Annotated in this window: 25 protein-coding genes and 1 pseudogene; 13 read left to right on the top strand and 13 right to left on the bottom strand. The window is 59.7% G+C overall.

All coding sequences use genetic code 11. The features are described 5' to 3' along the window. The first annotated feature begins 111 nt into the window (after window positions 1–111). The 6 genes from rho to Q7V03_RS14995 all read left to right on the top strand — a co-directional run bounded on the left by rho (window position 112) and on the right by Q7V03_RS14995 (window position 7,032). Entirely contained in the window at window positions 112–1,383 is a 1,272-nt protein-coding gene (rho, locus tag Q7V03_RS15020; RefSeq protein WP_304926408.1) for a transcription termination factor Rho, read from the top strand. Window positions 1,384–1,511: 128 nt separating this feature from the next. Then, the gene (gene mnmE / locus Q7V03_RS15015) at window positions 1,512–2,807 is read left to right on the top strand and encodes a tRNA uridine-5-carboxymethylaminomethyl(34) synthesis GTPase MnmE (protein WP_304926407.1); all 1,296 of its coding nucleotides are present in this window, start codon (window positions 1,512–1,514) and stop codon (window positions 2,805–2,807) included. An 11-nt stretch (window positions 2,808–2,818) separates the two neighbouring features. Beyond that, complete coding sequence (mnmG, locus tag Q7V03_RS15010) at window positions 2,819–4,681, top strand: tRNA uridine-5-carboxymethylaminomethyl(34) synthesis enzyme MnmG (protein WP_304926406.1); 1,863 nt, start codon at window positions 2,819–2,821, stop codon at window positions 4,679–4,681. After that, on the top strand, window positions 4,681–5,307 hold the full coding sequence (gene rsmG / locus Q7V03_RS15005) for a 16S rRNA (guanine(527)-N(7))-methyltransferase RsmG (protein ID WP_304926405.1): 627 nt from the start codon (window positions 4,681–4,683) through the stop codon (window positions 5,305–5,307). The genes mnmG and rsmG overlap by 1 nt, the downstream gene beginning before the upstream one ends. Then, window positions 5,300–6,127 carry a ParA family protein gene (locus Q7V03_RS15000; RefSeq protein WP_304926404.1) on the top strand — a complete coding sequence of 276 codons (828 nt, stop codon included), beginning with the start codon at window positions 5,300–5,302 and terminating at the stop codon, window positions 6,125–6,127. The genes rsmG and Q7V03_RS15000 overlap by 8 nt, the downstream gene beginning before the upstream one ends. Then, entirely contained in the window at window positions 6,127–7,032 is a 906-nt protein-coding gene (locus Q7V03_RS14995) for a ParB/RepB/Spo0J family partition protein (RefSeq protein ID WP_304926403.1), read from the top strand. Before Q7V03_RS15000 ends, Q7V03_RS14995 begins: the two co-directional genes overlap by 1 nt. Before the next feature lie 12 nt (window positions 7,033–7,044). On the opposite strand, the gene hemW is transcribed toward Q7V03_RS14995, so the two are convergent. From hemW to rph, 4 genes are read right to left on the bottom strand one after another with little or no spacing between them, the layout of a single operon-like run. Continuing rightward, a complete protein-coding gene (gene hemW / locus Q7V03_RS14990; RefSeq protein ID WP_304926402.1) occupies window positions 7,045–8,202 on the bottom strand; it encodes a radical SAM family heme chaperone HemW in 1,158 nt (385 codons plus the stop codon). 2 nt (window positions 8,203–8,204) lie between these two features. Beyond that, window positions 8,205–8,579, bottom strand: a complete 375-nt coding sequence (locus Q7V03_RS14985; protein WP_304926401.1) for a RidA family protein — start codon at window positions 8,577–8,579, stop codon at window positions 8,205–8,207. Then, window positions 8,576–9,187: an RdgB/HAM1 family non-canonical purine NTP pyrophosphatase gene (rdgB, locus tag Q7V03_RS14980; RefSeq protein ID WP_304926400.1), complete on the bottom strand. Its 612-nt coding sequence runs from the start codon at window positions 9,185–9,187 to the stop codon at window positions 8,576–8,578. The genes Q7V03_RS14985 and rdgB overlap by 4 nt, the downstream gene beginning before the upstream one ends. Continuing rightward, window positions 9,184–9,903 (bottom strand): ribonuclease PH, encoded by a 720-nt coding sequence (rph, locus tag Q7V03_RS14975; RefSeq protein ID WP_304926399.1) that lies wholly within the window; start codon window positions 9,901–9,903, stop codon window positions 9,184–9,186. The genes rdgB and rph overlap by 4 nt, the downstream gene beginning before the upstream one ends. Before the next feature lie 144 nt (window positions 9,904–10,047). Here rph and hrcA point away from each other — a divergent pair, with 144 nt between their 5' ends. Both hrcA and Q7V03_RS14965 read left to right on the top strand, forming a co-directional pair. Further along, window positions 10,048–11,118, top strand: a complete 1,071-nt coding sequence (gene hrcA / locus Q7V03_RS14970; protein ID WP_304926398.1) for a heat-inducible transcriptional repressor HrcA — start codon at window positions 10,048–10,050, stop codon at window positions 11,116–11,118. 39 nt (window positions 11,119–11,157) lie between these two features. Continuing rightward, complete coding sequence (locus Q7V03_RS14965; protein ID WP_304926397.1) at window positions 11,158–11,691, top strand: nucleotide exchange factor GrpE; 534 nt, start codon at window positions 11,158–11,160, stop codon at window positions 11,689–11,691. 78 nt (window positions 11,692–11,769) lie between these two features. On the opposite strand, the gene mutS is transcribed toward Q7V03_RS14965, so the two are convergent. Next, window positions 11,770–14,415 (bottom strand): DNA mismatch repair protein MutS, encoded by a 2,646-nt coding sequence (gene mutS, locus Q7V03_RS14960; protein ID WP_304926396.1) that lies wholly within the window; start codon window positions 14,413–14,415, stop codon window positions 11,770–11,772. Window positions 14,416–14,752: 337 nt separating this feature from the next. On the opposite strand from mutS, the pseudogene Q7V03_RS14955 reads away from it, so the two are divergent. After that, window positions 14,753–15,226: pseudogene (locus tag Q7V03_RS14955) on the top strand (phosphate acyltransferase); the annotation flags it as partial. Here Q7V03_RS14955 and Q7V03_RS14950 read toward each other — a convergent pair. The 3 genes from Q7V03_RS14950 to Q7V03_RS14940 are packed head-to-tail and all read right to left on the bottom strand — an operon-like array spanning window position 15,157 to window position 16,725. Then, complete coding sequence (locus tag Q7V03_RS14950; protein WP_304926395.1) at window positions 15,157–15,567, bottom strand: NUDIX hydrolase; 411 nt, start codon at window positions 15,565–15,567, stop codon at window positions 15,157–15,159. The pseudogene Q7V03_RS14955 and the gene Q7V03_RS14950 sit on opposite strands and share 70 nt — an antisense overlap. Before the next feature lie 9 nt (window positions 15,568–15,576). Then, entirely contained in the window at window positions 15,577–15,843 is a 267-nt protein-coding gene (locus tag Q7V03_RS14945) for an NfeD family protein (RefSeq protein ID WP_304926394.1), read from the bottom strand. After that, the gene (locus Q7V03_RS14940) at window positions 15,844–16,725 is read right to left on the bottom strand and encodes an SPFH domain-containing protein (protein ID WP_304926393.1); all 882 of its coding nucleotides are present in this window, start codon (window positions 16,723–16,725) and stop codon (window positions 15,844–15,846) included. A gap of 165 nt (window positions 16,726–16,890) precedes the next feature. Here Q7V03_RS14940 and Q7V03_RS14935 point away from each other — a divergent pair, with 165 nt between their 5' ends. Both Q7V03_RS14935 and gndA read left to right on the top strand, forming a co-directional pair. Beyond that, window positions 16,891–17,133 (top strand): hypothetical protein, encoded by a 243-nt coding sequence (locus tag Q7V03_RS14935; RefSeq protein WP_304926392.1) that lies wholly within the window; start codon window positions 16,891–16,893, stop codon window positions 17,131–17,133. Continuing rightward, window positions 17,130–18,539, top strand: a complete 1,410-nt coding sequence (gene gndA, locus Q7V03_RS14930; RefSeq protein WP_304926391.1) for an NADP-dependent phosphogluconate dehydrogenase — start codon at window positions 17,130–17,132, stop codon at window positions 18,537–18,539. The genes Q7V03_RS14935 and gndA overlap by 4 nt, the downstream gene beginning before the upstream one ends. On the opposite strand, the gene Q7V03_RS14925 is transcribed toward gndA, so the two are convergent. From Q7V03_RS14925 to choX, 5 genes are all read right to left on the bottom strand, one after another. Beyond that, window positions 18,536–19,480 (bottom strand): biotin-dependent carboxyltransferase family protein, encoded by a 945-nt coding sequence (locus tag Q7V03_RS14925; protein ID WP_304926390.1) that lies wholly within the window; start codon window positions 19,478–19,480, stop codon window positions 18,536–18,538. The genes gndA and Q7V03_RS14925 overlap by 4 nt on opposite strands. Continuing rightward, the gene (locus tag Q7V03_RS14920) at window positions 19,477–20,163 is read right to left on the bottom strand and encodes an allophanate hydrolase subunit 1 (RefSeq protein ID WP_304926389.1); all 687 of its coding nucleotides are present in this window, start codon (window positions 20,161–20,163) and stop codon (window positions 19,477–19,479) included. Before Q7V03_RS14920 ends, Q7V03_RS14925 begins: the two co-directional genes overlap by 4 nt. A 3-nt stretch (window positions 20,164–20,166) precedes the next feature. Continuing rightward, on the bottom strand, window positions 20,167–20,928 hold the full coding sequence (locus Q7V03_RS14915; protein WP_304926388.1) for a LamB/YcsF family protein: 762 nt from the start codon (window positions 20,926–20,928) through the stop codon (window positions 20,167–20,169). Window positions 20,929–20,993: 65 nt separating this feature from the next. Continuing rightward, window positions 20,994–22,007, bottom strand: coding sequence for an alcohol dehydrogenase catalytic domain-containing protein (locus tag Q7V03_RS14910; protein WP_304926387.1), 1,014 nt, complete (start codon window positions 22,005–22,007; stop codon window positions 20,994–20,996). Next, the gene (gene choX / locus Q7V03_RS14905; protein WP_304926386.1) at window positions 22,008–22,937 is read right to left on the bottom strand and encodes a choline ABC transporter substrate-binding protein; all 930 of its coding nucleotides are present in this window, start codon (window positions 22,935–22,937) and stop codon (window positions 22,008–22,010) included. A 103-nt stretch (window positions 22,938–23,040) separates the two neighbouring features. Between choX and betI the strand changes: the two genes are divergently transcribed. Together betI and Q7V03_RS14895 are read left to right on the top strand one after the other, a co-directional pair. Beyond that, complete coding sequence (betI, locus tag Q7V03_RS14900; RefSeq protein ID WP_304926385.1) at window positions 23,041–23,652, top strand: transcriptional regulator BetI; 612 nt, start codon at window positions 23,041–23,043, stop codon at window positions 23,650–23,652. Window positions 23,653–23,737: 85 nt separating this feature from the next. Then, on the top strand, window positions 23,738–24,964 hold the full coding sequence (locus Q7V03_RS14895) for a lytic murein transglycosylase (protein WP_304926384.1): 1,227 nt from the start codon (window positions 23,738–23,740) through the stop codon (window positions 24,962–24,964). The last annotated feature ends 23 nt before the right edge of the window (window positions 24,965–24,987 follow it).

Genomic DNA, 24,987 nt, shown 5'->3' with positions numbered 1-24,987 from the left:
CGCAGGCTGGTCTTAGGTGGAACTTAGCGCGGCCATTCGGCTATTCCGCTTTCCATTGACATTGCTGCTGCTGGCCTAAGCGTGGGGCCGCGCGCCTAAGGTGAATTCCACATGACTGTTGAGCATTTGAATCTTGCTGATCTGAAAGCCAAGACCCCGGCAGAGCTGCTGGCGATGGCGGAGGAATGGGAGATTGAAAACGCGCCCTCCATGCGCAAGGGCGAGATGATGTTCTCGATCCTGAAAGAACATGCGGAAGAAGGTTGGGAAATTGGCGGGGATGGCGTGTTGGAAGTGTTGCAGGATGGCTTTGGCTTTCTGCGCTCGCCATCTGCGAATTATCTGCCTGGTCCGGATGATATCTATGTCTCGCCGGATATTCTGCGGCAGTTCAGCCTACGAACGGGTGATACGATCGAAGGAACCATGGCGGCGCCGAAGGAAAATGAGAAATATTTTTGTCTGACCAAGGTCACCCGGATCAATTTTGACGATCCCGAAAAGGCGCGTCACAAGGTTCACTTCGACAACCTGACGCCGCTTTACCCGGATGAGCGGTTAAAGATGGAAGTTGAAGATCCGACGATCAAAGATCGTTCGGCGCGGATTATTGACCTGGTTTGCCCGATCGGTAAGGGCCAGCGTGCGCTGATCGTGGCGCCGCCGCGGACTGGTAAGACGGTGTTGCTGCAGAATATTGCCCATTCGATCGCCACCAATCATCCGGAATGTTATCTGATCGTGCTGCTGATTGATGAGCGGCCCGAGGAAGTCACCGATATGCAGCGTTCGGTGAAGGGCGAGGTGGTGTCCTCGACCTTCGACGAACCGGCGACGCGGCATGTGGCGGTGGCGGAGATGGTGATCGAGAAGGCCAAGCGGCTGGTTGAGCATAAGCGCGATGTGGTGATTTTGCTTGATTCGATCACGCGATTGGGTCGGGCGTTCAACACTGTGGTGCCGTCCTCGGGTAAGGTGTTGACCGGTGGTGTGGATGCCAATGCGCTGCAGCGGCCAAAGCGGTTCTTTGGTGCTGCGCGCAATATCGAAGAAGGCGGGTCACTGACCATCATTGCAACCGCCTTGATTGATACCGGCAGCCGGATGGATGAGGTGATCTTTGAAGAATTCAAAGGCACCGGCAACAGCGAGATTGTGTTGGACCGTAAGGTTGCCGACAAGCGGGTGTTCCCGGCGATTGATATTCTGAAATCCGGCACGCGGAAGGAAGAACTGCTGGTCGAGAAGATCGATCTGCAGAAAACCTATGTGTTGCGGCGGATTCTGAACCCAATGGGCACCACGGACGCCATCGAATTCTTAATCTCGAAGCTGAAACAAACCAAGAGCAACGGTGAGTTTTTCGAGTCGATGAACGCATAACTTGCGCATCTAGAGCGCGTCGGGTTCGGATTGAATCGAAAATCGCTGTCTCTTGCATGCGCTCGAACGCGTTTTTCGATAAGAACATCTCTATAAAGACCTGACACGCTTTAATCAAAGGCTTGGCTATGGATACGATTTTTGCCCTCGCCTCTGCGCGGGGTAAGGCAGGCGTTGCGGTAATTCGGATCTCTGGGCCTGCGGCGCACGATGCGGTGGCCGAGTTCTGTGCGTTGCCGCCGCTCCGCCAAGCCGGATTGCGGCGTCTGATCTGGCAGGGCGAGGTATTGGACGAAGCCTTGGTGCTGTTGTTTGCGGCGGGGGCAAGTTTTACGGGTGAAGCCAGCGCCGAGTTGCAACTGCATGGCAGCACCGCGGTGGTGGCGCGGGTGTTGCAGGCACTGGCGGCGACAGACGGGTTGCGGATGGCCGAGGCGGGGGAGTTTACGCGCCGGGCGCTGGAGAATGGGCGGCTTGATCTGACGCAGGTGGAGGGGCTTGCCGATCTGATTGATGCCGAGACCGAAGCACAGCGCAAGCAAGCGTTGCGGGTGTTGTCGGGAGCTTTGGGGCGCCGGGTGGAGGCTTGGCGGCTGGATCTGGTGCGGGCGGCGGCTTTGATCGAGGCGACGATTGATTTTGCTGATGAAGATGTGCCGCTGGATGTCAGCCCTGAGGTTCAGGCTCTGATTGAGGGTCTGTTGGTCCAGTTGCGCGGTGAGCTGGATGGTGCGCGGGCTGCGGAGCGGATCAGGCACGGTTTTGAGGTGGCAATTGTTGGGGCACCGAATGCCGGGAAATCGACGCTGCTCAATGCGCTGGCGGGGCGGGAGGCGGCGATCACCTCGGAAGTTGCGGGGACGACTCGGGATGTGATTGAGGTTCGCATGGATATTTCGGGGCTGTCGGTGACATTGCTGGACACTGCCGGCTTGCGTGATTCGGTGGATGTGGTTGAGCGGATTGGCGTGAAGCGGGCGCTGGAGCGCGCACGTCAGGCTGATTTGAGGATTTTCTTGCAAGCGGACCCTGATGAGGTGCTGATGTTGTTGCCCGAGGTCGATGATCTTGTGTTTTTGGGCAAGGCAGACACGCGCGATGGCGCGGCATTGGCGGATTCTTGGGCGGTTTCAGGCAAGACGGGGGCCGGGATGGACAGGCTTATAGCTGAGATTGCAACGTGTTTGTCAGGGCGCGCGGCGTCAGCGGGCTTGCTGATCCGTGAGCGGCAGCGTATCGCGATGCAGGTTGCGGTGACTGGACTGGAATCAGCACGCGACAGGATGGGGCAAGCACAGAATTTGCCAGAGTTGGTTGCGGCGGATTTGCGCGCGTCGATGCGTTCTTTGGAAGTCATGGTGGGAAGAATTGATGTTGAGAATCTGCTCGATGAGATATTCTCTAGCTTCTGCATCGGAAAATGAGGTTGTTTCACGTGAAACATTTTGAGGTGATTGTTATTGGCGGGGGCCATGCTGGCGCGGAAGCTGCGGCGGCTTCGGCACGGATGGGCGCGCGGACGGCGTTGATATCTTTGCGCCGGGATGCCATTGGAGTGATGTCATGTAATCCGGCGATCGGAGGCTTGGGCAAGGGCCATCTGGTGCGAGAAATCGACGCGATGGACGGCATCATGGGCCTGGCAGCGGATCGTGCGGCGATTCAGTATCGCTTGCTTAATCGGCGTAAGGGTCCGGCGGTGCAGGGCCCACGGGCGCAGGCCGATCGAAAGCTGTATCGGACCGCTGTTCTGGATTTGCTGAGCGCTGAGGAAAACCTGACGATCCTGCAAGCTGAAGTCATTGCGCTGAAACAGGAAAATGGCAGGGTGACTGGAGTTACCTTGGCGGATTTGGTTGATTTATCGGCTGATGCCGTGGTGTTGACGGTGGGTACATTCCTGAATGGCGTTATTCATATTGGCGATCAGCGGCGGCCCGGTGGTCGGGTCGGTGATCGGCCTTCTGTGTTGTTGGCCGAACAACTGGCAGAGCTTGGGCTGGCGCGCGGGCGCTTGAAAACCGGCACCCCGCCGCGTCTGGACGGCAGCACGATAAACTGGGATATGTTGGAAACCCAACCCGGCGACGAAGATCCGGTTGTATTTTCTTTCCTGAACAAGTTGCCGCAGGTGCGGCAGATTTCTTGCGGAATAACCCATACCAATGAGAAAACCCATGCGATTGTGCGGCAAAATCTGAGCCGCTCTGCGATGTATGGTGGCCATATCGAAGGGATTGGGCCGCGCTATTGTCCGTCGATCGAGGATAAGATCGTGCGATTCGCCGATAAGACCTCGCATCAGGTGTTTTTGGAACCTGAGGGGCTGGACGATACCACTGTCTACCCAAACGGAATTTCGACCTCATTGCCACAAGAGGTGCAAGAGGCTTATGTTCGCTCTATCCTTGGGCTTGAGAACGTGCGGATCACGCAACCGGGCTATGCCATTGAATATGATTACTTTGATCCCCGTGCGCTTGACTTGTCGCTGCAGTTGAAAGCAATGCAGGGGTTGTTTCTGGCGGGTCAGATCAATGGGACGACTGGATATGAGGAGGCTGCGGCGCAGGGCTTATTGGCTGGCTTGAACGCGGCGGCCTTGGCGCAAGAAAAAGCTCCGGTGCATTTCAGCCGTTCGGAAAGCTATATCGGGGTTATGGTTGATGATTTAACCACGCGGGGCGTAACGGAGCCTTATCGTATGTTTACCTCGCGGGCAGAGTATCGCTTGACGTTACGGGCGGACAATGCGGACCAGCGGCTGACACCGATAGGGCTTGCGTTAGGCTGTGTTCGGGATGAGCGCAAAGCGATATTTTTACGCAAGTGCGACAGTCTCACGGCGGCGGCGGATGTGTTGCAACAAAGAGCATTCTCACCCACTGAGCTTAACAAGGCAGGGATTTCTGTAAGTCAGGACGGCACCCGACGCACTGCGCAGGCGCTGATGGCATTGCCGGATGTGACTGTGGCGCAAATCGCCGCGTTGGTGCCAGAGTTTGCCGAGTTTGCCCTGGAGATTCAGCAACAGACCGCGACGGACGCGCTATATGCGCAGTATGTCGAGCGGCAAAAGCATGAGATTTCCGCGCTGAAGCGCGAAGAATCGGCCGAAATTCCAAATGGGTTCGTGTTCATTGGCCTGCCCGGTCTCTCAACTGAATTGGGCGCAAAACTGTCGCATGTGCGACCGGCCAACTTGGCGCAAGCGGCGCGAATTGAGGGAATGACCCCGGCCGCGTTGACGCTTATCTTGGCGCACATCCGCAAGGCCCGTCGAGAGGTCGCCTCGTAATGAACCGTGATGAGGTTGAGGTCCCTGCTTGGCTGAATGTTTCACGTGAAACATTGGAGCGGCTTTTTGCCTACTGCGCGTTGGTAGAAAAATGGAATCCAGCCATAAATCTAATCTCAAAATCAGGAATTTCTGAAATTTGGGACAGACATATTATTGATTCTGCACAGATTATTCGAAAAATGCCATCTGCAGCTGGCCTCTGGTGCGATCTGGGCAGCGGCGGCGGGTTTCCGGGCATTGTGCTGGCCATACTTGCGAAGGAATTGCAGCCAGAGACGCGGATGATTCTGGTGGAATCAGATCGTCGGAAATCAGTGTTTCTGTCCGAAGCCTCACGTCTCTTGGATATTTCTGTTAGCGTTAAAACGCTGCGTATCGAAGATCTTGCGCCACAGAATGTTGATGTCCTTACTGCGCGGGCATTGGCACCATTGTCTACTTTGTGTGGTTACGCATATCGGCATTTGAAACCGCAAGGCGTCGCCATTTTTCCAAAGGGTGCCGCTGCAACGCGCGAAATCGAGGCTGCGCAGAAGCTGTGGCGGTTCAACTGTGATGCTATGCAAAGCCATACCGACTCTGAAGCGGTTGTTCTTGCAGTGAGGGGCATTCAGCGTGCATGACCTCATCGGTGCGGAAGGACCACGCATCCTCTCGATCGCCAATCAAAAAGGTGGAGTGGGAAAGACGACCACCGCGATCAACCTTGCGGCTGCTTTAGTCGAGCGGGGCGCGCGTGTGCTATTGGTGGATTTGGATCCGCAGGGCAATGCTTCGACCGGCCTTGGCTTCGCACCGACAGAGCGCAAAAAGACCACCTATGACTTACTGTTGGATGAGACCCCGCTTGTTGAGGCGGTGGTTGGCACCGAATTCGCGGGCTTGTTGCTTTGCCCGTCAAGTGCAGACCTGTCTTCCGCCGATATTCAACTTGTCTCCAATGAAAAGCGCAGCTTTTTGCTGCACGATTCACTGCGCGAACCACGGGTTGAAACGCTGGATCTTGACTTCATTTTGATTGATTGCCCCCCTTCTTTGAGTCTACTGACCATCAATGCAATGGTGGCGAGTCATGCTGTACTGGTGCCGCTACAGGCCGAGTTTTTCGCGCTTGAGGGCCTATCGCAACTGATGCTGACGATTCGCGAAGTACGGCGCAGCGCCAATCCGGGGCTGCGCATTGAAGGCGTGGTGCTGACGATGGTCGATGGCCGAAACCGACTTTCACAGCAGGTTGAACAGGATGCGCGCTCGACCCTAGGGGATTTGGTGTTCAAAACCATGATTCCACGCAATGTGCGGCTTAGCGAAGCGCCGTCTTATGCGCAGCCTGTTCTGAGCTATGACAGTGCGTCGAAAGGCTCAGAAGCTTATCGTGCTCTTGCAACTGAGATTTTGTTGCGGCATCCGACGCGTAATCGGTTCAAAGAGGAGATCGTCTGATGGAAAAGAAGTTCGACCGGCGCGGCCTGGGCCGCGGACTTTCGGCGCTGATGGCGGACGTGAACCTTGAGGCGCCCTCTGCTGTGTCCGAAACTCGGCGCTCCGAGTTGATGTTGCCTGTCGAAAAAATTGTGCCGAACCCTGATCAGCCACGGCGCGATTTTCAGCCAGAGGCCTTGAGGGATCTCGCGGATTCTCTGCGTCAAAAGGGCGTGATTCAGCCACTGATCGTACGCAAGAAGCCCAATCAGGATCTTTACGAAATCGTAGCGGGCGAACGACGGTGGCGGGCGGCGCAGATCGCGCAACTGCATGAACTGCCGGTGATTGTGCGCGAGTTCAGTGATTCGGAAGTGCTTGAGATCGCAATCATTGAAAACATCCAACGCGCCGAGCTGAATTCGATCGAAGAGGCGCTCGCCTATCGTCAGTTGATGGATCGGTTTGGCCATACCCAAGAAAAGATCGCCGAAGCTCTGTCGCGCAGCCGCAGTCATATCGCTAATTTGCTGCGTTTGCTGGCGTTGCCGGACGATGTGCAACAGATGGTCAAATCTGGCACCTTGTCGGCCGGACACGCACGGGCGTTAATCACCACGGGCAATGCAACGGAGCTTGCGCTGCAGGTGGTTGGGCGCGGTCTTTCGGTGCGCGATACCGAGGAACTGGTGCGAAAATCCGCTATCGACCCGGCCAAGAGGCGCTCGCTGCGGCCGCGCAGGGAGAAAGATGCGGATACGCGCGCACTGGAATCTGATCTTTCGGCAAATCTGCATATGTCGGTCCAAATCGACCATTTTCCGGGCGGCGAAGGCGGCAAGCTGACGATCAGCTACCGCTCGCTTGACCAGCTTGATCTGCTGTGCAGGGTGCTGTCGGTGATTCCGCGCGATGCGGAGTTTTAGCGCTTCTTTCGCTTAGGCGGTTGCCAGATCGCGCAGGACGGCGTTCAACACCATGCGACCATTTGGCGTTGTGCGCAGTCGGTCACCTCTAATTTCAACCATCCCAATATTGGACAATTCGCGGATTTTCTGAGCGTTTAGTGCTGTGCCAGAAACAGTCTGGTAGCGTGCCAGATCTAGCCCTTCGCTAAGACGCAAAGACATCAGCAGATATTCCAAGCTGTGTTCTTCTGCCGTCAGGGCGCTGCGTGGCAGTTCGGGGACCTTGCCGGATTGAACCATACCCAACCAAAGTACCGGAGATTTCAGTGCCTCCGTTGCCCATCTTGTCCCCAGCAGCGTGAGGCGCCCATGCGCGCCGGGGCCAATGCCAACATAGTCACCACCACGCCAATAAATCAGGTTGTGGCGCGATTCGCAGCCGCTTTTGGCGTGGTTTGACACTTCATATGCAGGCAACCCGGCCTTGTCGCAGAGCTCTTGCGTCAGCTCAAACATATCAGCCGCAAGATCCTCGCTTGGCAAGCCGCGCAGGCCTCCTTTAGCAAAGCGGTCCGCAAAGGCGGTGCCATCTTCAATGGTCAGCTGGTACAGCGACAGGTGGTCAATCGCAAGTTCCAGCGCCTTGCCCAACTCATCTCGCCAGGTAGCAAGGCTTTGATCCTGCCGCGCATAGATCAGATCGAAGCTGACGCGATCAAAGCAATTTCGTGCGATTTCAAAGGCTTTTCGCGCTTCCTCTGCACTGTGCTTGCGTCCCAGACGGCGCAAATCCTCATCGTTCATCGCCTGCATCCCCATCGAAACCCGCGTCACCCCAGCCTGCTGAAAGCCGTGAAAACGTCCGGCCTCGACAGAACCAGGGTTGGCTTCCAGGGTGATTTCTGGATCGTTGGACATTGGCCAGGTTGCCCGGATGCGCTCAATGATTGCGGCAACCAGCTCTGGCTCCATCAGGGACGGCGTGCCACCTCCGAAGAACACCGAATTTAGAATCCGGCCGTGGGTTTCTTGCCCCAGCCGATCAATCTCTGACAGATACGCGTGTTGCCATTGCTTCTGGTCAATATGACTGGCGACATGGCTGTTGAAATCGCAATAGGGGCATTTTGACTCGCAATAGGGCCAATGTAGATACAGGCCAAAACCGCCATGCTGCCAGTCTTCCATCGCTAGCCCTTAAATGCCGTGACTTCGATTTCGACCTTCATCTCGGGCCGGATCAACCCGGCAATCACCATGGTCGCGGCGGGCCGGATCTGCCCCAAAGTCGCACCCAGCACCGGCACCAGGGCTTCCACCAGTTCAGGGGCAACCACGGTATACTGCACCCGCACAATATCAGACATCTCGAACCCAGCCTCGGTCAAAACCCCAGCGATGGTGGCAAAACAATTTCGCGCCTGATCGGCAATCTCATCCGGCATCTGCATCGTCGCATAATCATAGCCCGTGACGCCTGATACGAAACACCAGCCGCCTTTGACGATGGCGCGGCTATAGCCCATTGTCGCCTCAAACGGCGATCCGGTGGAAATTTGTTTCACGTGAAACATCCTTCTACAAGTTTGCGGAACGCATCAGCGCGGTGACTGATCCGGTTTTTCTGCCAGCGATCCATCTCACCAAAGGTCAAATCACTGCCCAAAGGTTGGAAAATCGGATCATAGCCATGGCCCTGATCGCCGCGCATCGGCCAAACAATCTGCCCCGCCATCACCCCTTCAAACACCTCATCATGGCCATCCGGCCAAGCCAAGACCAAAGTGCAGCGAAACTGCGCCAGCCGAGGCTCTGGCGCCGCAATCGCCTCCAGCTTGTCCCAGGTTTTCGTCATCGCCATCACAAAGTCTCGCCCGGTCGGCGTCTCTGCCCAGTCCGCAGTATAGACTCCCGGAGCGCCATCCAAAGCCTCAATCGTGATGCCAGAGTCATCGGAAAGCGCGGGTAATCCGGTGGCCTGCGCCGCCGCATGCGCCTTGATCCGGGCATTGCCGACAAAGCTGTCCTCGGTCTCAACCGGCTCCGGCAGACCCAGATCACCGGCTGAGACCACAGAAATCTCAAAATCCTCCAACAGCTTAGCGATTTCTTCCAGCTTGCCGCGATTGTGCGTCGCAACCAGCAGCCGATTGCCCGAAAACTTCCGCATCACGCGATCCCCAAAGCCGCCCTCTGCGCGGCAACCAGCCTGGCAACCCCGGCTTCAGCCAGATCCAGCAACTCGCCCATCTCGTCGCGCGAGAACGTCGCGCCCTCCGCCGACATCTGCACCTCGATCATCCGGCCACGCCCGGTCAGGATGAAATTGCCATCTGTACCCGCTGCAGAATCCTCAGGATAATCCAGATCCAACACAGGCTGTCCAGCATAAATCCCGCAAGACACCGCCGCGACATGATCCATCATCGGATCGCTGACTATCACCCCGGTCTTCAGCAACCTATTCATCGCCAACCGCAACGCCACCCAACCACCGGTGATTGACGCGCAACGCGTGCCGCCATCGGCTTGAATAACATCGCAATCAATCACAATCTGCCGTTCGCCCAAAGCCGAGCGATCCACCCCGGCCCGCAATGCCCGCCCGATAAGACGCTGAATTTCCTGTGTTCTTCCGGATTGCTTGCCCGTCGCTGCTTCCCGCCGCATCCGCGAATTGGTCGCACGCGGCAACATGCCGTATTCTGCCGTCACCCAGCCCAAACCGGTGTTCTTCAAAAACGGCGGCGCCTTATCCTCGATGGTAGCCGAACACAAAACATGCGTCTCGCCCATCTTGATCAGGCAAGAGCCTTCCGCATGCTTCATCACGCCAATTTCCATCGAAACAGGGCGCATTTCGTTTAATTTCCGACCAGAGGGGCGCATCGCATCATCCTTTTTCGCTTTGCTCCAGATAGTCCCGCGCCCCCTCCCGATGCAACCCTCATTGACGTTCGTGCCAGAGCCTCCTTAATGGATGGGCCTCCCTATTGAACGGGCCCTCGTGATGGCCCCATTGAGAACCGCAAGATGACCGACGGCAACAAAATCCTTACCGAGATGAACGAGCGCTCGCGCGAGGTGTTTCGCCGCGTCGTCGAAGGCTACCTCGCCTCCGGCGATCCGGTCGGCTCGCGCACCCTGACCCGCAGCATGACCGAGCGGCTGTCTGCCGCCACGATCCGCAACGTCATGCAGGATCTTGAGTTCCTCGGCCTGCTCGACAGCCCGCATATTTCGGCAGGCCGCATCCCGACCCAGCTGGGCTTACGGATGTTCGTCGATGGACTGTTGGAAGTCGGCACGCTGGCTGCGGAAGACCGCCAACTGATCGACACCGCCTCCGCCAGCAACGAGCCTGACATCACTAGCCTGCTTGACCATATCGGCGGCACGCTGTCCGGGATCACCAAGGGGGCCTCGGTGGTGCTGGCCCCGAAAGCCGAGGCGCCAATCCGCCATATCGAATTCGTCAGCCTTGCCGCCGAACGCGCCCTGGTGGTGCTGGTCTTCGCCAACGGCCATGTCGAAAACCGCGTCTTCACTCCGCCCCCCGGCCAAACTCCGTCGTCAATGCGTGAGGCCGCGAATTTTCTCAACGCGTTGGCCGAGGGCAAAACCCTCTCGGAACTCCGCCGCAGCATTGGCCAAGATATCGCCAAACGCCGACAGGAAATTGATTCGCTCGCCCGCGCCCTGGTGGAAAGCGGCATTGCCCTTTGGGATAATTCCGACGAGCATTCCGAGCGCCTGATCGTCCGTGGCCGTTCCAACTTGATCGAAAGCTCTGCCGAATCCCAAGACATCGACCGCATCCGCGTGCTGTTCGATGACCTAGAGCGTAAGCGCGATATCGCCGATTTCCTTGAATTGGCCGAAACTGGTGAAGGTGTGCGCATTTTTATTGGCTCCGAGAACAAACTCTTTTCACTTTCGGGTTCCTCTCTGGTGGTCTCTCCCTATATGAACGCTGATCGCAAGATCATTGGCGCGGTGGGCGTGATCGGACCGACCCGGCTAAATTATGGCCGGATTGTTCCGATTGTCGATTACACCGCCCAACTGGTCGGCAGGCTTTTGTCCGAACGCGGTTCGGGTTAAGGCGTGCTCAAAGACGAAACGCATGTAAGGAAGACGATGATGGCGCAGGAAAACACCGCACCAGAGACTGGCGATCTTGAAGGGCTCGAAGATTTCGTTGCAGCCGAAGAACTCGATGCGCTGCGCGCCGAGCGCGACGACATGCGCGACCGCTTTATGCGCGCGCTGGCGGACGCCGAAAATGCCCGCAAACGCGGTGAGCGGGATCGCCGTGAGGCCGAGCAATACGGCGGCTCGAAACTCGCTCGCGACATGTTGCCGGTCTACGACAACCTGAAGCGCGCGCTTGACGCGGCATCCGAGGAAACCCGCACGCAGGCGCCCGCCCTGATCGAAGGGCTAGAACTTACAATGCGCGAGTTGACCAATGTGCTGAAAAAGCACGGCGTTGATGAGATCAATCCGGAAATTGGCGCAGTTTTCGATCCCCAGCAGCACCAAGCGATGTTTGAAGCCCCGCTGCCCGGCACCAAAGCTGGCCAAATCATTCAAGTGCTCGGTGTCGGTTTCATGCTGCATGACCGCCTGCTGCGTCCGGCGCAGGTCGGCGTTTCTTCAAATACCCAAGGCTGATTGCGTGGCATATCCCGGAGGGCTCCTCACCCTCCGGACCTCCCTCGGGGATATTTCACAGGACGCGGCGCGCTATCCTTAAGTTGTCAGCATCTCTTTCAACGCATAAACCAGCCGCAACGCCTGAATTGGCGTCAACTCATCCGGCAGCACGTCTTTCAGCGCAGTCTCTACCTTTGAAGCCTTCGCCGCCGCTTTGGGCGCAGGTGCGGGCATCGCGCGGAACAGCGGCAGATCATCTATCAGCGTCTTTTGCCGTGACCCACCTTCGCGCTCGCCCGACTCCAGCGCCTCCAGCACCACCTTTGCTCGCTCAATCACCGTGGCAGGCAGCCCTGCCAACCGTGCCACTTGCACCCCGTAAGAGCGATCCGCCGCACCTTTCTTGACCTCGTGCAGAAAAATCACCTCGCCGTCCCATTCCTTCACGGTGACAGTGGCATTCTCCACCCCGGCGAGTTTGCCGGAAAGCGCCGTCATCTCATGATAATGTGTGGCGAACAAAGCGCGGCAGCGGTTGGTTTCGTGCAGATGCTCCATCGTCGCCCAAGCGATCGACAGCCCGTCATAGGTTGCCGTGCCGCGTCCGATTTCATCCAAAATAACCAAAGCCCGATCATCGGCTTGGTTCAAAATCGCTGCGGTTTCGACCATTTCGACCATGAAGGTTGATCGTCCACGCGCCAGATCGTCCGAAGCCCCCACCCGGCTGAACAACTGGCTGACCAGCCCAATATGCGCCGCCGTCGCAGGCACAAAGCTGCCCGCCTGTGCAAGCAAAGCGATCAAAGCGTTCTGCCGCAGGAAGGTCGATTTACCCGCCATATTCGGCCCAGTCAAAAGCCAAATAGCCGGCGTTGCGGCTTCCGTCAAAGCGCAGTCATTGGCGACAAACGCCCCGCCGTTTTGCCTGCGCAGGGCGCGTTCGACCACAGGGTGCCGCCCGCCTGTCACTGTGAAGGCATGGCTATCGTCGACACGCGGTTCGGCCCAGTTTTCGGCGGCGGCGAGATCGGCAAAAGCGCCGCTGAGATCAATCTCGGCCAGCCCGCGCGCTGTCGCGCCAATCGGGCCAGATTGATCCAGAATTGCGGCTCTAAGCGCCTCGTAGTGACGCTTTTCGATCTCCAGAGCGCGATTGCCGGCGTTGAGAATCTTCGTCTCGATCTCATTCAGCGGCAGGGTGGTGAAGCGCACCTGATTGGCGGTGGTTTGGCGGTGGATAAAGGTTTCCGACAGTGGCGCTGCGAACATCTTTTCAGCATGCAGAGCAGTCGTCTCAATAAAATAACCCAGCACGTTGTTGTGCTTGATCTTCAAGCTTTGCACGCCAGACAACGCGATATACGCGGCCTGCATCTGCGCAATCACGCCGCGTCCCTCATCGCGCAGACGGCGGGTTTCATCGAGATCAGCATTAAACCCTGCCGCGATATAACCGCCATCGCGCGCCATCAATGGCGGCTCTGCGACCAGAGCTTCGTCCAGCAGGTCGATCAGCGCGCCATGCCCGACCAAAGCTTTTGCGGCCTGCGTTAGCAACAGCGGCCCCTCAACCATCCGGGCCGCGATGCTTTCCGCTTGCGTCAATCCAGCGCGGATCGCGGCCAGATCCCGTGGCCCACCACGCTCCAGTGCCAGTCGTGACAGCGCGCGGTCGATATCGGGCACCCGGCGCAGATCGGTGCGCAGGTCTTCGCGCAAACGGCTCTGGTCCAGCAGAAACCGCACCGATTCCAGCCGTTGATGGATCACGCCCAAGTCGCGCGAGGGGCTGGAAATGCGGCGCTCCAACAGCCGCCCGCCCGCGGCCGTGGCGGTGCGATCCACAGCGGCGAGCAACGAGCCGCCGCGCCCACCCGACAAGGCTTGGGTGAGTTCCAGATTGCGCCGGGTCGAGGCATCGATTTGCATCGCGCCATTGGCATTTTCGCGCACGGGCGGGCGCAGCAGCGGCAGTTTGCCACGTTGGGTAAGGTCGAGGTAATCGACCAGCGCGCCGATTGCGGAAACCTCGGCCCGTCCGAACGCGCCGAACGCATCGAGGGATCCGACGTTCCACAGTTTGCACAGCCGTTGTTCCGAGCTGGTGGAATCGAAGCTGCCACGTGACAAAGCAGTAAGCGCCGCCCCTGATTCAGTTACTATTAAGGCCAGATCGCGCTCGCGCGCTTCAGACACCAGTACCTCACGCGGGGCCAACCGCGCCAGTTCCGGGCCAAGCCGCACTTCTGGGCAGGGCATCACGCGCAATTCGCCGGTTGAGATATCGACCCAAGCCAGCGCGCTTTCCTCGCGCACCTCGGCGAAGGCGACCAGATAATTGTGCCGACGGGCTTCCAGCAGCGAATCTTCCGTTAACGTGCCCGGCGTTACCAGCCGCACCACGTCGCGCTTCACCACCGATTTTGCGCCGCGCTTTTTTGCCTCGGCTGGGTCTTCCATCTGCTCGGCAATCGCCACCCGAAAACCCTTGCGGATCAGCGTCAGCAGATAGCCCTCGGCGGCATGATAGGGCACGCCGCACAACGCAATCGGTTTGCCATTGTGAAAGCCGCGTTGGGTCAAAGTGATGTCCAGGGCCTCGGCAGCAGCCACGGCATCCTCAAAGAACATCTCGTAGAAATCGCCCAGACGGTAGAACAGCAAAGCGCCGGGGTTTTGCGCTTTGATCTCTAGATATTGCGCCATCATCGGCGTTACGGTGTCGTCGGCCACATTCATCCCCCTGATCGCACTTCATCCTACAAAACCCGGGGGGTGACGGAAAGGCTCTAAGCGTGCGGGTGTCGCCTCGTCATCACCGACAGACTTGCAGACAAATTGCACGGCCCCCTGATGACCAGAGAGAAAAATCACGCCGAAAGACGCGGTTGCGTACGATTAGAGCCGCGCCCCGGCAGATGTGAGGTCATCGCCGCGACTCCGATTGCGACGCTGCGCGACCTCAGCCTCGCCTATTCGCCCGGCGTAGCGGTGCCGGGCAGGCGATCGGCGTTAATCCGGTAATCTTTGTTATAGAGAATCCGGACCCGGAAATCACCCCGGAAGTAGCCCACGCGATGCGGTGCGCGCGTTGGAAATCGTCTTCGCTGCCCATTCCCGGTATCTCGAAGCTCGTACGGATTTTCTGCACACCCGCCCGCAGTGCGAAGGCTTTGACCGCCATGAAGTGCCCCGTTTGGCCAGCCGGGATCGGCATGTGTTCTCGGCCTTGATGCTGCAAAACGGCCATGGCGATGTGCAGAGCCTGTTCAATCCGGTGTTTGACGCCAAAGCCTCGGATGGTGCGGTGGGGGTGATGGCGCAATGTCCGTTCTGCTGCTTGTCAGGCTCGGCGAATATTCTGGTGGTGCCCGCGCGACATTCGGCGTCGATCTCGGTCAAGCTGATGCACGAAATGGCCGGGGCGATGGTGATCGGGCCTATTCTGAACATGGCGGTGATGGCGGCCTGCAAGGTCGGCTATAGATCGCACAGCGCCACGGCGACGCGGCGCTGCAATTCCGGGATGGCTTTTGGGTGGTTCAGGTAGTCGGCCACCGGCATCATCTGCCAATATTGGCCTTCGTTGCCAAAACAGATGGCACCGATTTCATCCGGCGTGATCCGGCCTGCGAAGAATACCGAGGCACGGCTGGCGTCCATCATGCTGGGCCAAATCCTGCGCCAGATCAGCCGTTCGGGCGGCAGCATAAGCCCGAACTCCTCGTGCAACTCACGCAGCAGGCAGGTCTCAGCCGTCTCATCCCCCTCACGTCCGCCACCGGGAAGATCCCACGTTGCAGGCCACGGCAGGCCGAGCTTGTCATCGCGCAGATAGGTCAGCAAGGCGTCACCGCACAGCAGCGCCACCTTTGCGCCGACAAAATCCATCAGCGCGCGTCAGTTGTCATTGATGTCTTTGTCCCACAGTTTGACCTGACCCTTCTTCACTCCAACCGTCGCGCGCAGGGCGATCCAAGACGCCAGCGAGAGCAGGGCGAAGATCAGCAATGTCAGCGGCAGGCTGACCGACAGGCCGATGCCCAACAGTACCCCGGTCAGCACCGCGCCTGCCGCGAAGCCGAGGAAGATAAAGCCCGGCAGCAGCACCTCGGCCACGCCCAAAGCAAAGCCACCTGCGATCCAAACCCACCAGACTGTCCACATTTATAAACGCCCTTTCAACATCTTGAACGCATCGCCAAAGGCATCCAATGCCTGGGCGGGTACGATGATCATCTGCTTGCCCGCACCTTGGCCCACGGTTGTCAGCGCCTCAACCTGCTTCAAAGCCACCTGATATTGCGCGGCCTCGATGCCGTTTTCCTTGATCGCGCCCGCGATCACTTCGGTTGCATAGGCTTCGGCATCGGCCAAAACGCGGCGGGCCTTGGCACCTTGTTCGGCTGCGTAAAGTTCGGCATCGGCGTTCAGTTCTACCGCGCGCTTTTTGCCCTCTGCCTCGGTCACTTGCGCCCGACGTGCGCGCTCGGCGTTCAACTGTTGCATCATGGCGTGGCGGGTGGCTTCATCCAGTGACACGTCGAGGATCTCGGCGCGGGTCACTTCGATACCCCAGTCTTCCACCATCGCACGCACATGCTCTCGGATGTTTGCGGTCAACTCGTTGCGGTTGGATTGCACCTGATCCAGCTCCATCTTGCCGATTTCCGAACGCACGATCCCGGCTACGGTGGTGGCAATGGCGCTATCCACATCCTTAATGCGGTAGACGGTTTTTTCTGGCGAGATCACCCGGTAGAACACGCTGGTTTCGACCTTGACCAGCACGTTATCGGTGGTGATGGCGTCTTGATGCGCGGTGGGCAACTGACGTTCTAGGATCGAAACCTTATGCGCCACCCGGTCGAGAAACGGGACGGTAAAGTTGATGCCTGGCCCCAGAACCGAGCGCAAGCGGCCCAGCCGTTCGACGACGTATTTATCGCTTTGTGGCACGATCCGAACGGCTTTGAACAGGGCGACGATGATAAACAGCGCGATGGCGGCAAACACCGCACCGCTGCCAAGGAATTGGTCGAAGTTCATGAAAAGCTCCTGTGTCACATCAAAAGGGGGCTGTAGGGCCTGCCTCAAGGTGCCCCTTTTCGCAGCGTTTCGCAACGGGCCGCTGTTTTGGCGGTATACGGCGGGATACCTTTCGGTTTGACCTTGCGCTATGTTATCGCTCACATTGCGCGGGGAGGCGGCTTCATGTCATGCTTTGAAACCAACGACCCAGCATTTGGCCGCTTTGCGATGGGTTGGGGCCGCCCCACGGCTGGCGATGGTGTGCATTGCATCGCAGCTGACGGCCATCCTATGGGCCAGATTCTGGTGCCGCCAACCGTTTCTAATCTGTGCTTTGGCGGGCGGGCCAAGCGTCAGTTGTATATCGCCGCCACCACCAGCCTATACGCTATCACCTTGAACCGCGTCGGAGCACAGAGACCATGACCCAATCGCAAATCGGCCTGATCGGCCTTGGCACCATGGGGGCGATGCTGGCCCTGAACATCGCTGAAAAAGGCTTTCCGATTGCGGTGTGGAACCGCACCGTGGCGGTGACGCATGGCTTTAAGGCCGAGGCGGGCGCTTTGGCCGAGAAGATCACACCTTGTGAAACTCTGGCCGATCTGGTGGCCGCGATCAAACCGCCGCGCGCGATCATTCTGATGGTTCCGGCGGGGCAGGCGGTGGATGATATGATTGCCGCCCTGCGCCCGTTGATGGCGGCGGATGATCTGATCATTGATGCCGGCAACGCGTTGTTCCACGACACCGATCGCCGCTCGGCAGAGGCTGCGGTGCAGGGGCCGCATTTCATGGGCATCGGCGTGTCGGGCGGCGAAGAAGGCGCGCGGCATGGTCCGGCGATCATGGGCGGCGGCTTGCGGTCGGATTGGGATCTTGTAGCTCCGGTGCTGAATGCGATTGCGGCGAAGTATAAGGGCGCGCCTTGTGCCGATTATATGGGGCCAGCGGGGGCAGGGCATTTTGTCAAGGCGGTGCATAACGGCATCGAATACGCCGATATGCAAATGATCGCCGAGGGTTATGGCGTGATGCGCGATGGTTTGGGCATGGCTGCGGCAGAGATTGCCGAGACGTTCAACGTGTGGAACCAAGGCCCGCTGCAATCTTATCTGATTGAGATTTCGGGCGAAGTGGCAGCGGCTATAGACACCCATTCCGGCAAACCGATGCTGGATATGATCCTCGACCGCGCGGGCCAAAAAGGCACCGGGCGTTGGACGGTGATTGAGGCGCAGCATCTGGCCGCCACGATTCCGGCGATTGAAGCCGCCGTGATGGCGCGGAATTTGTCGTCGCGGTTGGAGGAACGGCTGGCGGGCGAGGCGGTGTTTGGCGCGGCCCCGCAAGTGGGGGCCAATGTGACGTTGACGCAGTTGGAACAGGCGATGATCGCGGGCAAAATCCTGTGCTATGCGCAGGGTTTCGCGCTGATCTCGGCGGCATCGAAGGCGTTCGATTGGCCGATGCCTCTGCCCGAAATCGCGCGGGTTTGGCGGGAAGGTTGCATCATCCGCTCGTCGATGCTGAACGATATGGCGACGGCGTTGACCGATGATCCGGCGCGCAATCTGATGCTGGCGCCGTTCTTTGCCGATCATCTGAAAGCCACCCATGGCGGGCTGCGGCAGGTGATCGCGGCGGGGGCACTCAGTGGCTTACCGCTGCCCGCTTTGGCCTCGGGTCTGGCGTGGTTTGACATGATGCGCACCGGGCGTTCGACCGCCAACATGATCCAGGCCCAGCGCGATTTCTTTGGCGCACACGGGTTTGAGCGGATTGACGGGCTGGCAGACAAGCACGGGCCTTGGTCTGGTCACGGCATTTAAGCGCGGCGGAGCCGATCTTCAAACGCGGCAAAGCGGATGGCGTTTTGCCGCGTGATCGCGATGGCTTGCGCGGGCGTGATGGCTTGGAACATCGCCGCATCGCGCGGGCGGCATTGTACGAAAGCATCCAGATCATCGGCCAAAACGGTGGCGATTTTCGGATAACCTCCGGTGGTCTGGTGATCTGACAACAGCACCGTGGCTGTGCCATCGCCCGAAACCTGCACCGAACCGCGCAGGATCGGCTCGGACGGGATCGACAGCGCCGCGGTGGGTGCGATGGACGGCCCGCGCAGGCGCAGACCCATCCGGTCGAAAGCGTCGGACATCTCGAACCGCGCCGAAGTGAACGTGTTCAGCGTTTCGGTATTAAAAAAGCGATCTTGCGGGCCAAGCGTGCAGCGCAACAAGTGGCGCGGGCGGGCCCAGATCGGGCAGGGGATTGGGCCTTCGCGGTTCGGGAGAGCTTGTGCATTGGTGATCGTCAGCGTCTGCCCCATTGCCAGTTTGCCACCACCAAAGCCGGATGAGCCATGTGTGGCGCGGCTGCCAAGCCAGCTTTCGGCTTGCAGATTGCCCGCGAAGGCAAGGTAGCTCCAACTGCCCCAAGGACCGGGGCGGATGGTCAGGGTTTCGCCGGCGCGCAGAGTCAGCACGTTCCACGCGCCAAGCTTGCGGTCAGGGGTTTCGGCGATGAAGCCACCGCCTGCAAGGGCCAGGGTGACGGCTCCGCTCTTGCAGCGCAGCGATAGCCCGCCGAGCGATATTTCGATGCCAGGATGACCCGGCGGATTGCCCAAGACGGCATTGGCCAGCTTGAAACTTTGGCGGTCCATTGGGCCAGAAGCCGAGACACCGTACCGCATCAGGCCGGGGCGGCCTGCGTCTTGGATGGTCACATGCGGGCCAGAGAATGCGACGCGAAGGATGGCTTCGGTCATTGTGCCGCCTCGTATTCCGCCCGGCTGATGCGGCGGAAGTGCACTTTGTCGCCGACGTCGAACAGGAAGGGGCGGGCGGGGTCACGGGTCAGGATCGCGGTGGGCGATCTGCCAATGATCCACCACCCGGTTGGCATCAGCAGCGTGGTGATCAGGCATTGCGCCCCGGCGATAATCACTGATCCCGCCGCGACGCCGCGCACAGGGCTGGGCTTGCGGTCCAGCCGGATCGCTTTCGGCACGCCACCGAGATAGGCGTAGCCGGGGGCGAAGCCATACATGAACACGGCGTAATTGCCGAAGAGATGAGCGTTGATCACCGCCTCGGGTGTCAGGCCGCTTTGTTGGGCGACAGCGGCCAGATCGGGGGCGAGGTCAGTGTCGTAGCAGATCAGTACCTCGCGCTGGGCGGGTTGCGGGCAGGCAATCGTTTGCGCAGTGAGTAAGCCGCGCAGATGTGCGATGACGGTGGGGTGATCGGTGGCCAGCGTGTCAAATTCGACCAGCAGGTTGACCAAGGCGGGTACGGATTCGCGAAACCCCACGAAGCGCTGCGCAGCCAGCGCCTGATCCAGCCGTAACACGGCCTGATGAGCAGCTTGACCCAGCACCGTGCCAAACTCCACCAGCACCGCGCGTTCGGCGATGGGGCGGAAGATCGGGGCGTTTGGGGTGGGCTGCATGGCTCAGGCGGGCAGAAAGGCGGCGATGGTGACCCCTGCCGTGCCCAGACCGCTGCGGATCTGGCGGGCCATCTCGACCGCGCCAGGGCTGTCGCCATGCACACAGATCGACTGCGCTGCGAGCGGGATCGGATCGCCACCGACCACGGGCATCAGGCCGGACGCAAAAAACCAGAGCAGCCGGGTGACCGCCGCTTCCGGGTCATGGATCATCGCGCCGGGCTGGCTGCGTGGCACGAGGCGACCGTTGGGCAGATAGCCGCGGTCGGCGAAAATCTCGGAGAACACGTTGATACCAGCAGCGCGGGCGGCATGTTCCAATTCGGTGCCCGAAATCGCCAGCAGCGCCAGATCGGGCGAGATCGCCTTCACGGCCGCCGCAATCGCATCCGCCACAGCGCGGTCATCGGCGGCGAGGTTTGCCAGTGCGCCATGCGGCTTGACATAAGCCACCCGGGTTCCCGCCAGCGCGGCCACCCCTTGCAAGCTGCCGATCTGTGCGGCGACCATGCGGCCAACCTCTGCCGCAGCCATCGGGAGTACGCGGCGGCCAAAGCCCAGCGTGTCATTATAGCCGGGATGCGCCCCCACGGTGACGCCGTTCTGAGCGGCCAATCGTAGGGTGTGGAACATCGTCTCAGGATCGCTCGCATGACCGCCGCAGGCAATATTGGCGCTGGTCACAAGCCCCAGCATCGCCGCATCGTCGCCCATCGCCCAAGGGCCGTAGCCCTCGCCAAGATCAGAGTTCAGGTCGATGCGCATTGTGTCGCCTTCCTTTTCGCTACGCGGGCAGCATAGCCGCGAAAGCAGCGCGGTTCCAAGCCGGGTTAGAAAACGATGCTATACCGCATTTTGGCGCGGCCTTCGCGCAATGCCCGCAACGCGTCCGAGGCATCTTGCAGCCGGATCACCTCGACGGCGCTTTCCAGCGGGTCAGCTTGGTGCAAGGCCATCAGCGCCGCCATCTGCGCGCGGGTGCCAACGCTGGTTCCTGTCAAGGTGATGCCTGTCCATGTCAGCCATTCCTGGCTGAGCGGTACGGGCTCTGCCACCATTGCCGCTGCAATGATCCGCCCCAAGGGTCGCGTGGCGGCCTGCATCGCGGGCCAAGTGCGGGTTGTGGGGGCAAAGTTGATCGTGACATGGGCACGCAAGGCGCTGGGCCAAGTGTCGGGCAGGGTGGCGGTCGCCAGTTCGGTGGCGCTTGCCCCCAATCGCCGCGCCATGTCGAGTTTGGCCGGGTCGGTATCGACGGCAATCACCGTCGCGCCCCGCCTTGCTGCGAGTTGCACCGCGAACAGGCCCAGCCCGCCGCAGCCAAAGATCGCACAGGTTTCGCCATGTGCCAGCTTTGCCCGCTCAATCGCGCCAAAAGCTGTCAAGCCAGCGCACATCAAAGGGGCCAAAGCAGGCCCGTCGCCCGCCGGAACCTTCACCGCGAAAGCTGCTTTCGCCACGACATATTCGGCGAACGTCCCCGGCACGTTGAAGCCGTGCGCGCGCTGGGCGGCGCAGAAGCTTTCCTCGCCCGCCAAGCACAGATCGCAGACGCCACAGGTGTCATGCAGCCAAGCCGCTCCGGCACGTTCACCCAGCACCCAGCCTTCAACTCCGGCGCCGATGGCGGCAACCTCGCCGACACCCTCATGCCCGAGGATAAACGGATCGGGGGCCGTGGCGGGCTGGGTGTCGCCGGTCCAGATATGCACGTCGGAATGGCAAACCCCGCTGGCCTCTAGTCGGATCAGGATTTCACCAGGACCTGGGGTAGGTACGGGCAGATCGACCAGCCGCAAGGGCTGGCCAAAGCCGTGCATCACGGCAGCACGCATCAAGGCCATTTACAGACCCAAAGCGGATTTCACCACAGGCAGGGCTGGCTGGCCGTCAAAGGTGGTGACGTCCTTAAGCCAAGCTTCAACCATCTCGGGATGCTTGGCCATCATCGCACTGGCGGCAGCCGGAAACTCGATCCCCTTGCCCATCACCATCTGCATCCCGGTGTTTTCGTAGTCGATGTTGAACGCAAGCTGGCTGAAGAACTTCGTCACATTCGGGCAGGTCTGCGCATAGCCCTTGCGCGCGATGGTGTAGACCGAAGCACCACCGAAATTCGGGCCAAACTCGGCATCGCCATCTGCCAGATAATCCATCTGATAGACCACATTCATCGGATGCGGCTGCCAGCCGAGGAACACAATCCAATCCTTACGCGTGACCGAACGTTCAACCTCAGCCAGCATCCCGGCTTCCGAGCTTTCCACAATCGTCCAATCGCCCAAGCCATGCGCATTCGCGGCGACCATATCCAGCAGAGGTTGGTTCGAGCCCGGCTCGATCGCGTAGATCTTCTTCTCAAACTGATCGCCATGCGCCGCCAGATCGTTGAAACTATGCACGCCGGCGTCCGCGACATATTTCGGTACTGCGAGGGTGTATTTCGCGCCCTCAAGGTTCATCCCCAAGCGCTCGACCGAGCCATCGTCAAAGAACTGCGCGTATTGCACGTCTTGGAACGGCCGCCAGTTGCCCTGAAACACATCAATATCGCCGCGCTGCATCGACACGAAAGTCACATCAAGGCTGAGCAGGGTTTGCGTGGCCTGATAGCCCAGCGTGTTCAGAATGGTTTCGGCTGTGGCATTGGTCAGCCCGATATCGGTCCAACCCAAGTCCGACATCCGCACCGCTTTACAAGCCTCGGGCTCGCCCGCTTGCGCGGCCCCCGTGGCCATCATTGTCATCACCAATCCTGCCAGAACCTTGCGCATGGTTATCTCCCCGATTGCTGATCCAACCCTGCGCGGGCAAATTTTATACGTCAATATAAATTTTTGTATGTGCGTTCAGTTTTTTGATCTGCTACAAAAACCCATGACCAAAATTGCCTTCCGCACCCGTATCGAAGACCTCCGCCGCCGCGAACTTATACAAGCCGCGCATCGCGTGTTCATGCAGCATGGCTTGGGCGGCATGACCACCAAGCGCATCTGCGAGGAAGCCGGCATGTCTGCGGGCATCCTGTCGTATTACTTCAAAGGCAAGGAAGACGTGCTGTTCGCGATGGTGCGGCTGAACAATCGCCTGCTGATGGAGGCGGTGGCGTCGGGGCTGGCGCAGGCGAAGACGCGTTGGGGCAGGCTTCAGGCGATCATCGCGGGCAACTTCCCTGAAGGTCTGTTCGAGCCGAACATCGCCAACGCGTGGCTGTCGGTCTGCGCGGCCTCGGCCACCAACGCCCGCTATGCCCGCCTGCAACGGATTTTCTACGCCCGCCTGCAATCGAACCTTGCCTCGGTGTTCCGCGACGTGCTGCCCGACGCGCGCTTTAAGCAGATCGCCCTCGCGCTGGGCACGATGATTGATGGGCTGTGGCTGCGGCGTGCCACGGGTGAGGCGCTGTCACCACACGACTCCATCGCGCTGGTGCTGGCTGTGGCAGCCGCGTTGCTGACCGAAGCCGAGCGGGCGCAGTTGCAGGCTTAAGGCTTCGGCGGAAATGCCCTGCATCGGTTTGCCCTTCGCGGAGAATGCTTTAAGCTTGGCCAAAAGCAGGGTGCTGGAGGTTTACATGCAGGTCACGCGGCGCAATTTCTCATTCGGTATCGCCGCACTTGGGCTGTCTGCCTGCGTTGGAGGCGGCGGTGCATCCAGCCGTGCGCAGGCCCCAGCCGTCATGCCGATGGTGCCCGACGCAGGCTTTGACGCTTGGGTGCAGGCGTTCCGTCCACGGGCCTTGTCGAAAGGCATCTCGGACGCGACCTTTAGCACCGCCTTCCGCGCCTCGGGTTTCATCCCCGGCGTAATCGAGAAAGACCGCAACCAGACCGAATTCACCCGCACCACCGAAGACTATTTGGCGATTGCCGCCAGCGATGAACGCCTGATCATGGGCCGTCAGGTTCTGGCGCAACAGATGGGCACTCTGCGCGCGATTGAGGCGCGCTATGGCGTGGAACCTCATGTCGTTGCCGCCTTCTGGGGGCTGGAAAGCTTTTTTGGTACAAGGCGCGGCAATGTTCCGACCATCTCGGCGCTGGCGACCTTGGCCTATGAAGGCCGTCGCGCCACGTTCTTTGAACAGCAGTTGGTGGCCGCGCTGAAGATTCTGCAAAACGGCGACACTACTGCGCAAAACATGCAGGGCAGTTGGGCAGGGGCGATGGGCCACACCCAATTCATCCCGACCAGCTATCAAGCCTTCGCAGTGGATTTCAACGGCGATGGCCGCCGCGATATCTGGAGCGATGATCCAACCGATGCCCTCGCATCGACCGCCGCCTATCTGTCCAAAAACGGTTGGACGCATGGTCAGCCTTGGGGGCAAGAGGTGACGCTGCCAAGCGGTTTCAACACCGGGCTTGTGGGGCGCGGCAAGGGGCGGTCGGATTGGGCTGATCTGGGGGTGCGCGGGGTGAATGGTGGTTTGGGCGGGCATGGTGCGGCGTCTTTGCTGCTGCCCGCTGGCCCCAGTGGCCCGGCTTTCCTGCTGTATCAGAACTTCAACGTCATCCTGCGCTATAACAACGCCGAGAATTATGCGCTGGGCGTCGGCTATCTGTCAGACCGTCTGAACGGCGCAGGGCCGTTGCGGGCGGCGTTTGGCCCGGATGCGCAGGGCATGACTCTGCAAGATCGGCAGGAACTGCAGCGTAAACTGACGGCGGCAGGGTTCGACACCCAAGGTGCAGATGGCGTGATCGGCGCGAAAACCATCGCCGCGATCAGTGATTTCCAACGTGCGCGGGGGCTGTCGGTGACGGGCCAGCCCAGCATGGAATTGCTGCGGATGCTTTAAGGCCGTTAACGATTCCTTCACCA

It is taken from the genome of Cypionkella sp. (assembly GCF_030652235.1).
GTDB lineage: Bacteria > Pseudomonadota > Alphaproteobacteria > Rhodobacterales > Rhodobacteraceae > Cypionkella.
Note: the sequence above shows the minus strand (reverse complement) of the source record. Positions and strands in the feature narration are given on the sequence as shown.

Bases quoted from the DNA above. Each gene is read 5' to 3' on its own strand.
- rho (WP_304926408.1), top strand. From the start codon at position 112: ATGACTGTTGAGCATTTGAATCTTGCTGATCTGAAAGCCAAGACCCCG.
- mnmE (WP_304926407.1), top strand. From the start codon at position 1,512: ATGGATACGATTTTTGCCCTCGCCTCTGCGCGGGGTAAGGCAGGCGTT.
- rsmG (WP_304926405.1), top strand. From the start codon at position 4,681: ATGAACCGTGATGAGGTTGAGGTCCCTGCTTGGCTGAATGTTTCACGT.
- Q7V03_RS14995 (WP_304926403.1), top strand. From the start codon at position 6,127: ATGGAAAAGAAGTTCGACCGGCGCGGCCTGGGCCGCGGACTTTCGGCG.
- hemW (WP_304926402.1), bottom strand. From the start codon at position 8,202: ATGGAAGACTGGCAGCATGGCGGTTTTGGCCTGTATCTACATTGGCCC.
- rph (WP_304926399.1), bottom strand. From the start codon at position 9,903: ATGCGCCCCTCTGGTCGGAAATTAAACGAAATGCGCCCTGTTTCGATG.
- hrcA (WP_304926398.1), top strand. From the start codon at position 10,048: ATGACCGACGGCAACAAAATCCTTACCGAGATGAACGAGCGCTCGCGC.
- Q7V03_RS14965 (WP_304926397.1), top strand. From the start codon at position 11,158: ATGGCGCAGGAAAACACCGCACCAGAGACTGGCGATCTTGAAGGGCTC.
- mutS (WP_304926396.1), bottom strand. From the start codon at position 14,415: ATGAATGTGGCCGACGACACCGTAACGCCGATGATGGCGCAATATCTA.
- Q7V03_RS14950 (WP_304926395.1), bottom strand. From the start codon at position 15,567: ATGGATTTTGTCGGCGCAAAGGTGGCGCTGCTGTGCGGTGACGCCTTG.
- Q7V03_RS14945 (WP_304926394.1), bottom strand. From the start codon at position 15,843: ATGTGGACAGTCTGGTGGGTTTGGATCGCAGGTGGCTTTGCTTTGGGC.
- Q7V03_RS14940 (WP_304926393.1), bottom strand. From the start codon at position 16,725: ATGAACTTCGACCAATTCCTTGGCAGCGGTGCGGTGTTTGCCGCCATC.
- Q7V03_RS14935 (WP_304926392.1), top strand. From the start codon at position 16,891: ATGTCATGCTTTGAAACCAACGACCCAGCATTTGGCCGCTTTGCGATG.
- gndA (WP_304926391.1), top strand. From the start codon at position 17,130: ATGACCCAATCGCAAATCGGCCTGATCGGCCTTGGCACCATGGGGGCG.
- Q7V03_RS14925 (WP_304926390.1), bottom strand. From the start codon at position 19,480: ATGACCGAAGCCATCCTTCGCGTCGCATTCTCTGGCCCGCATGTGACC.
- Q7V03_RS14920 (WP_304926389.1), bottom strand. From the start codon at position 20,163: ATGCAGCCCACCCCAAACGCCCCGATCTTCCGCCCCATCGCCGAACGC.
- Q7V03_RS14915 (WP_304926388.1), bottom strand. From the start codon at position 20,928: ATGCGCATCGACCTGAACTCTGATCTTGGCGAGGGCTACGGCCCTTGG.
- Q7V03_RS14910 (WP_304926387.1), bottom strand. From the start codon at position 22,007: ATGGCCTTGATGCGTGCTGCCGTGATGCACGGCTTTGGCCAGCCCTTG.
- choX (WP_304926386.1), bottom strand. From the start codon at position 22,937: ATGCGCAAGGTTCTGGCAGGATTGGTGATGACAATGATGGCCACGGGG.
- betI (WP_304926385.1), top strand. From the start codon at position 23,041: ATGACCAAAATTGCCTTCCGCACCCGTATCGAAGACCTCCGCCGCCGC.
- Q7V03_RS14895 (WP_304926384.1), top strand. From the start codon at position 23,738: ATGCAGGTCACGCGGCGCAATTTCTCATTCGGTATCGCCGCACTTGGG.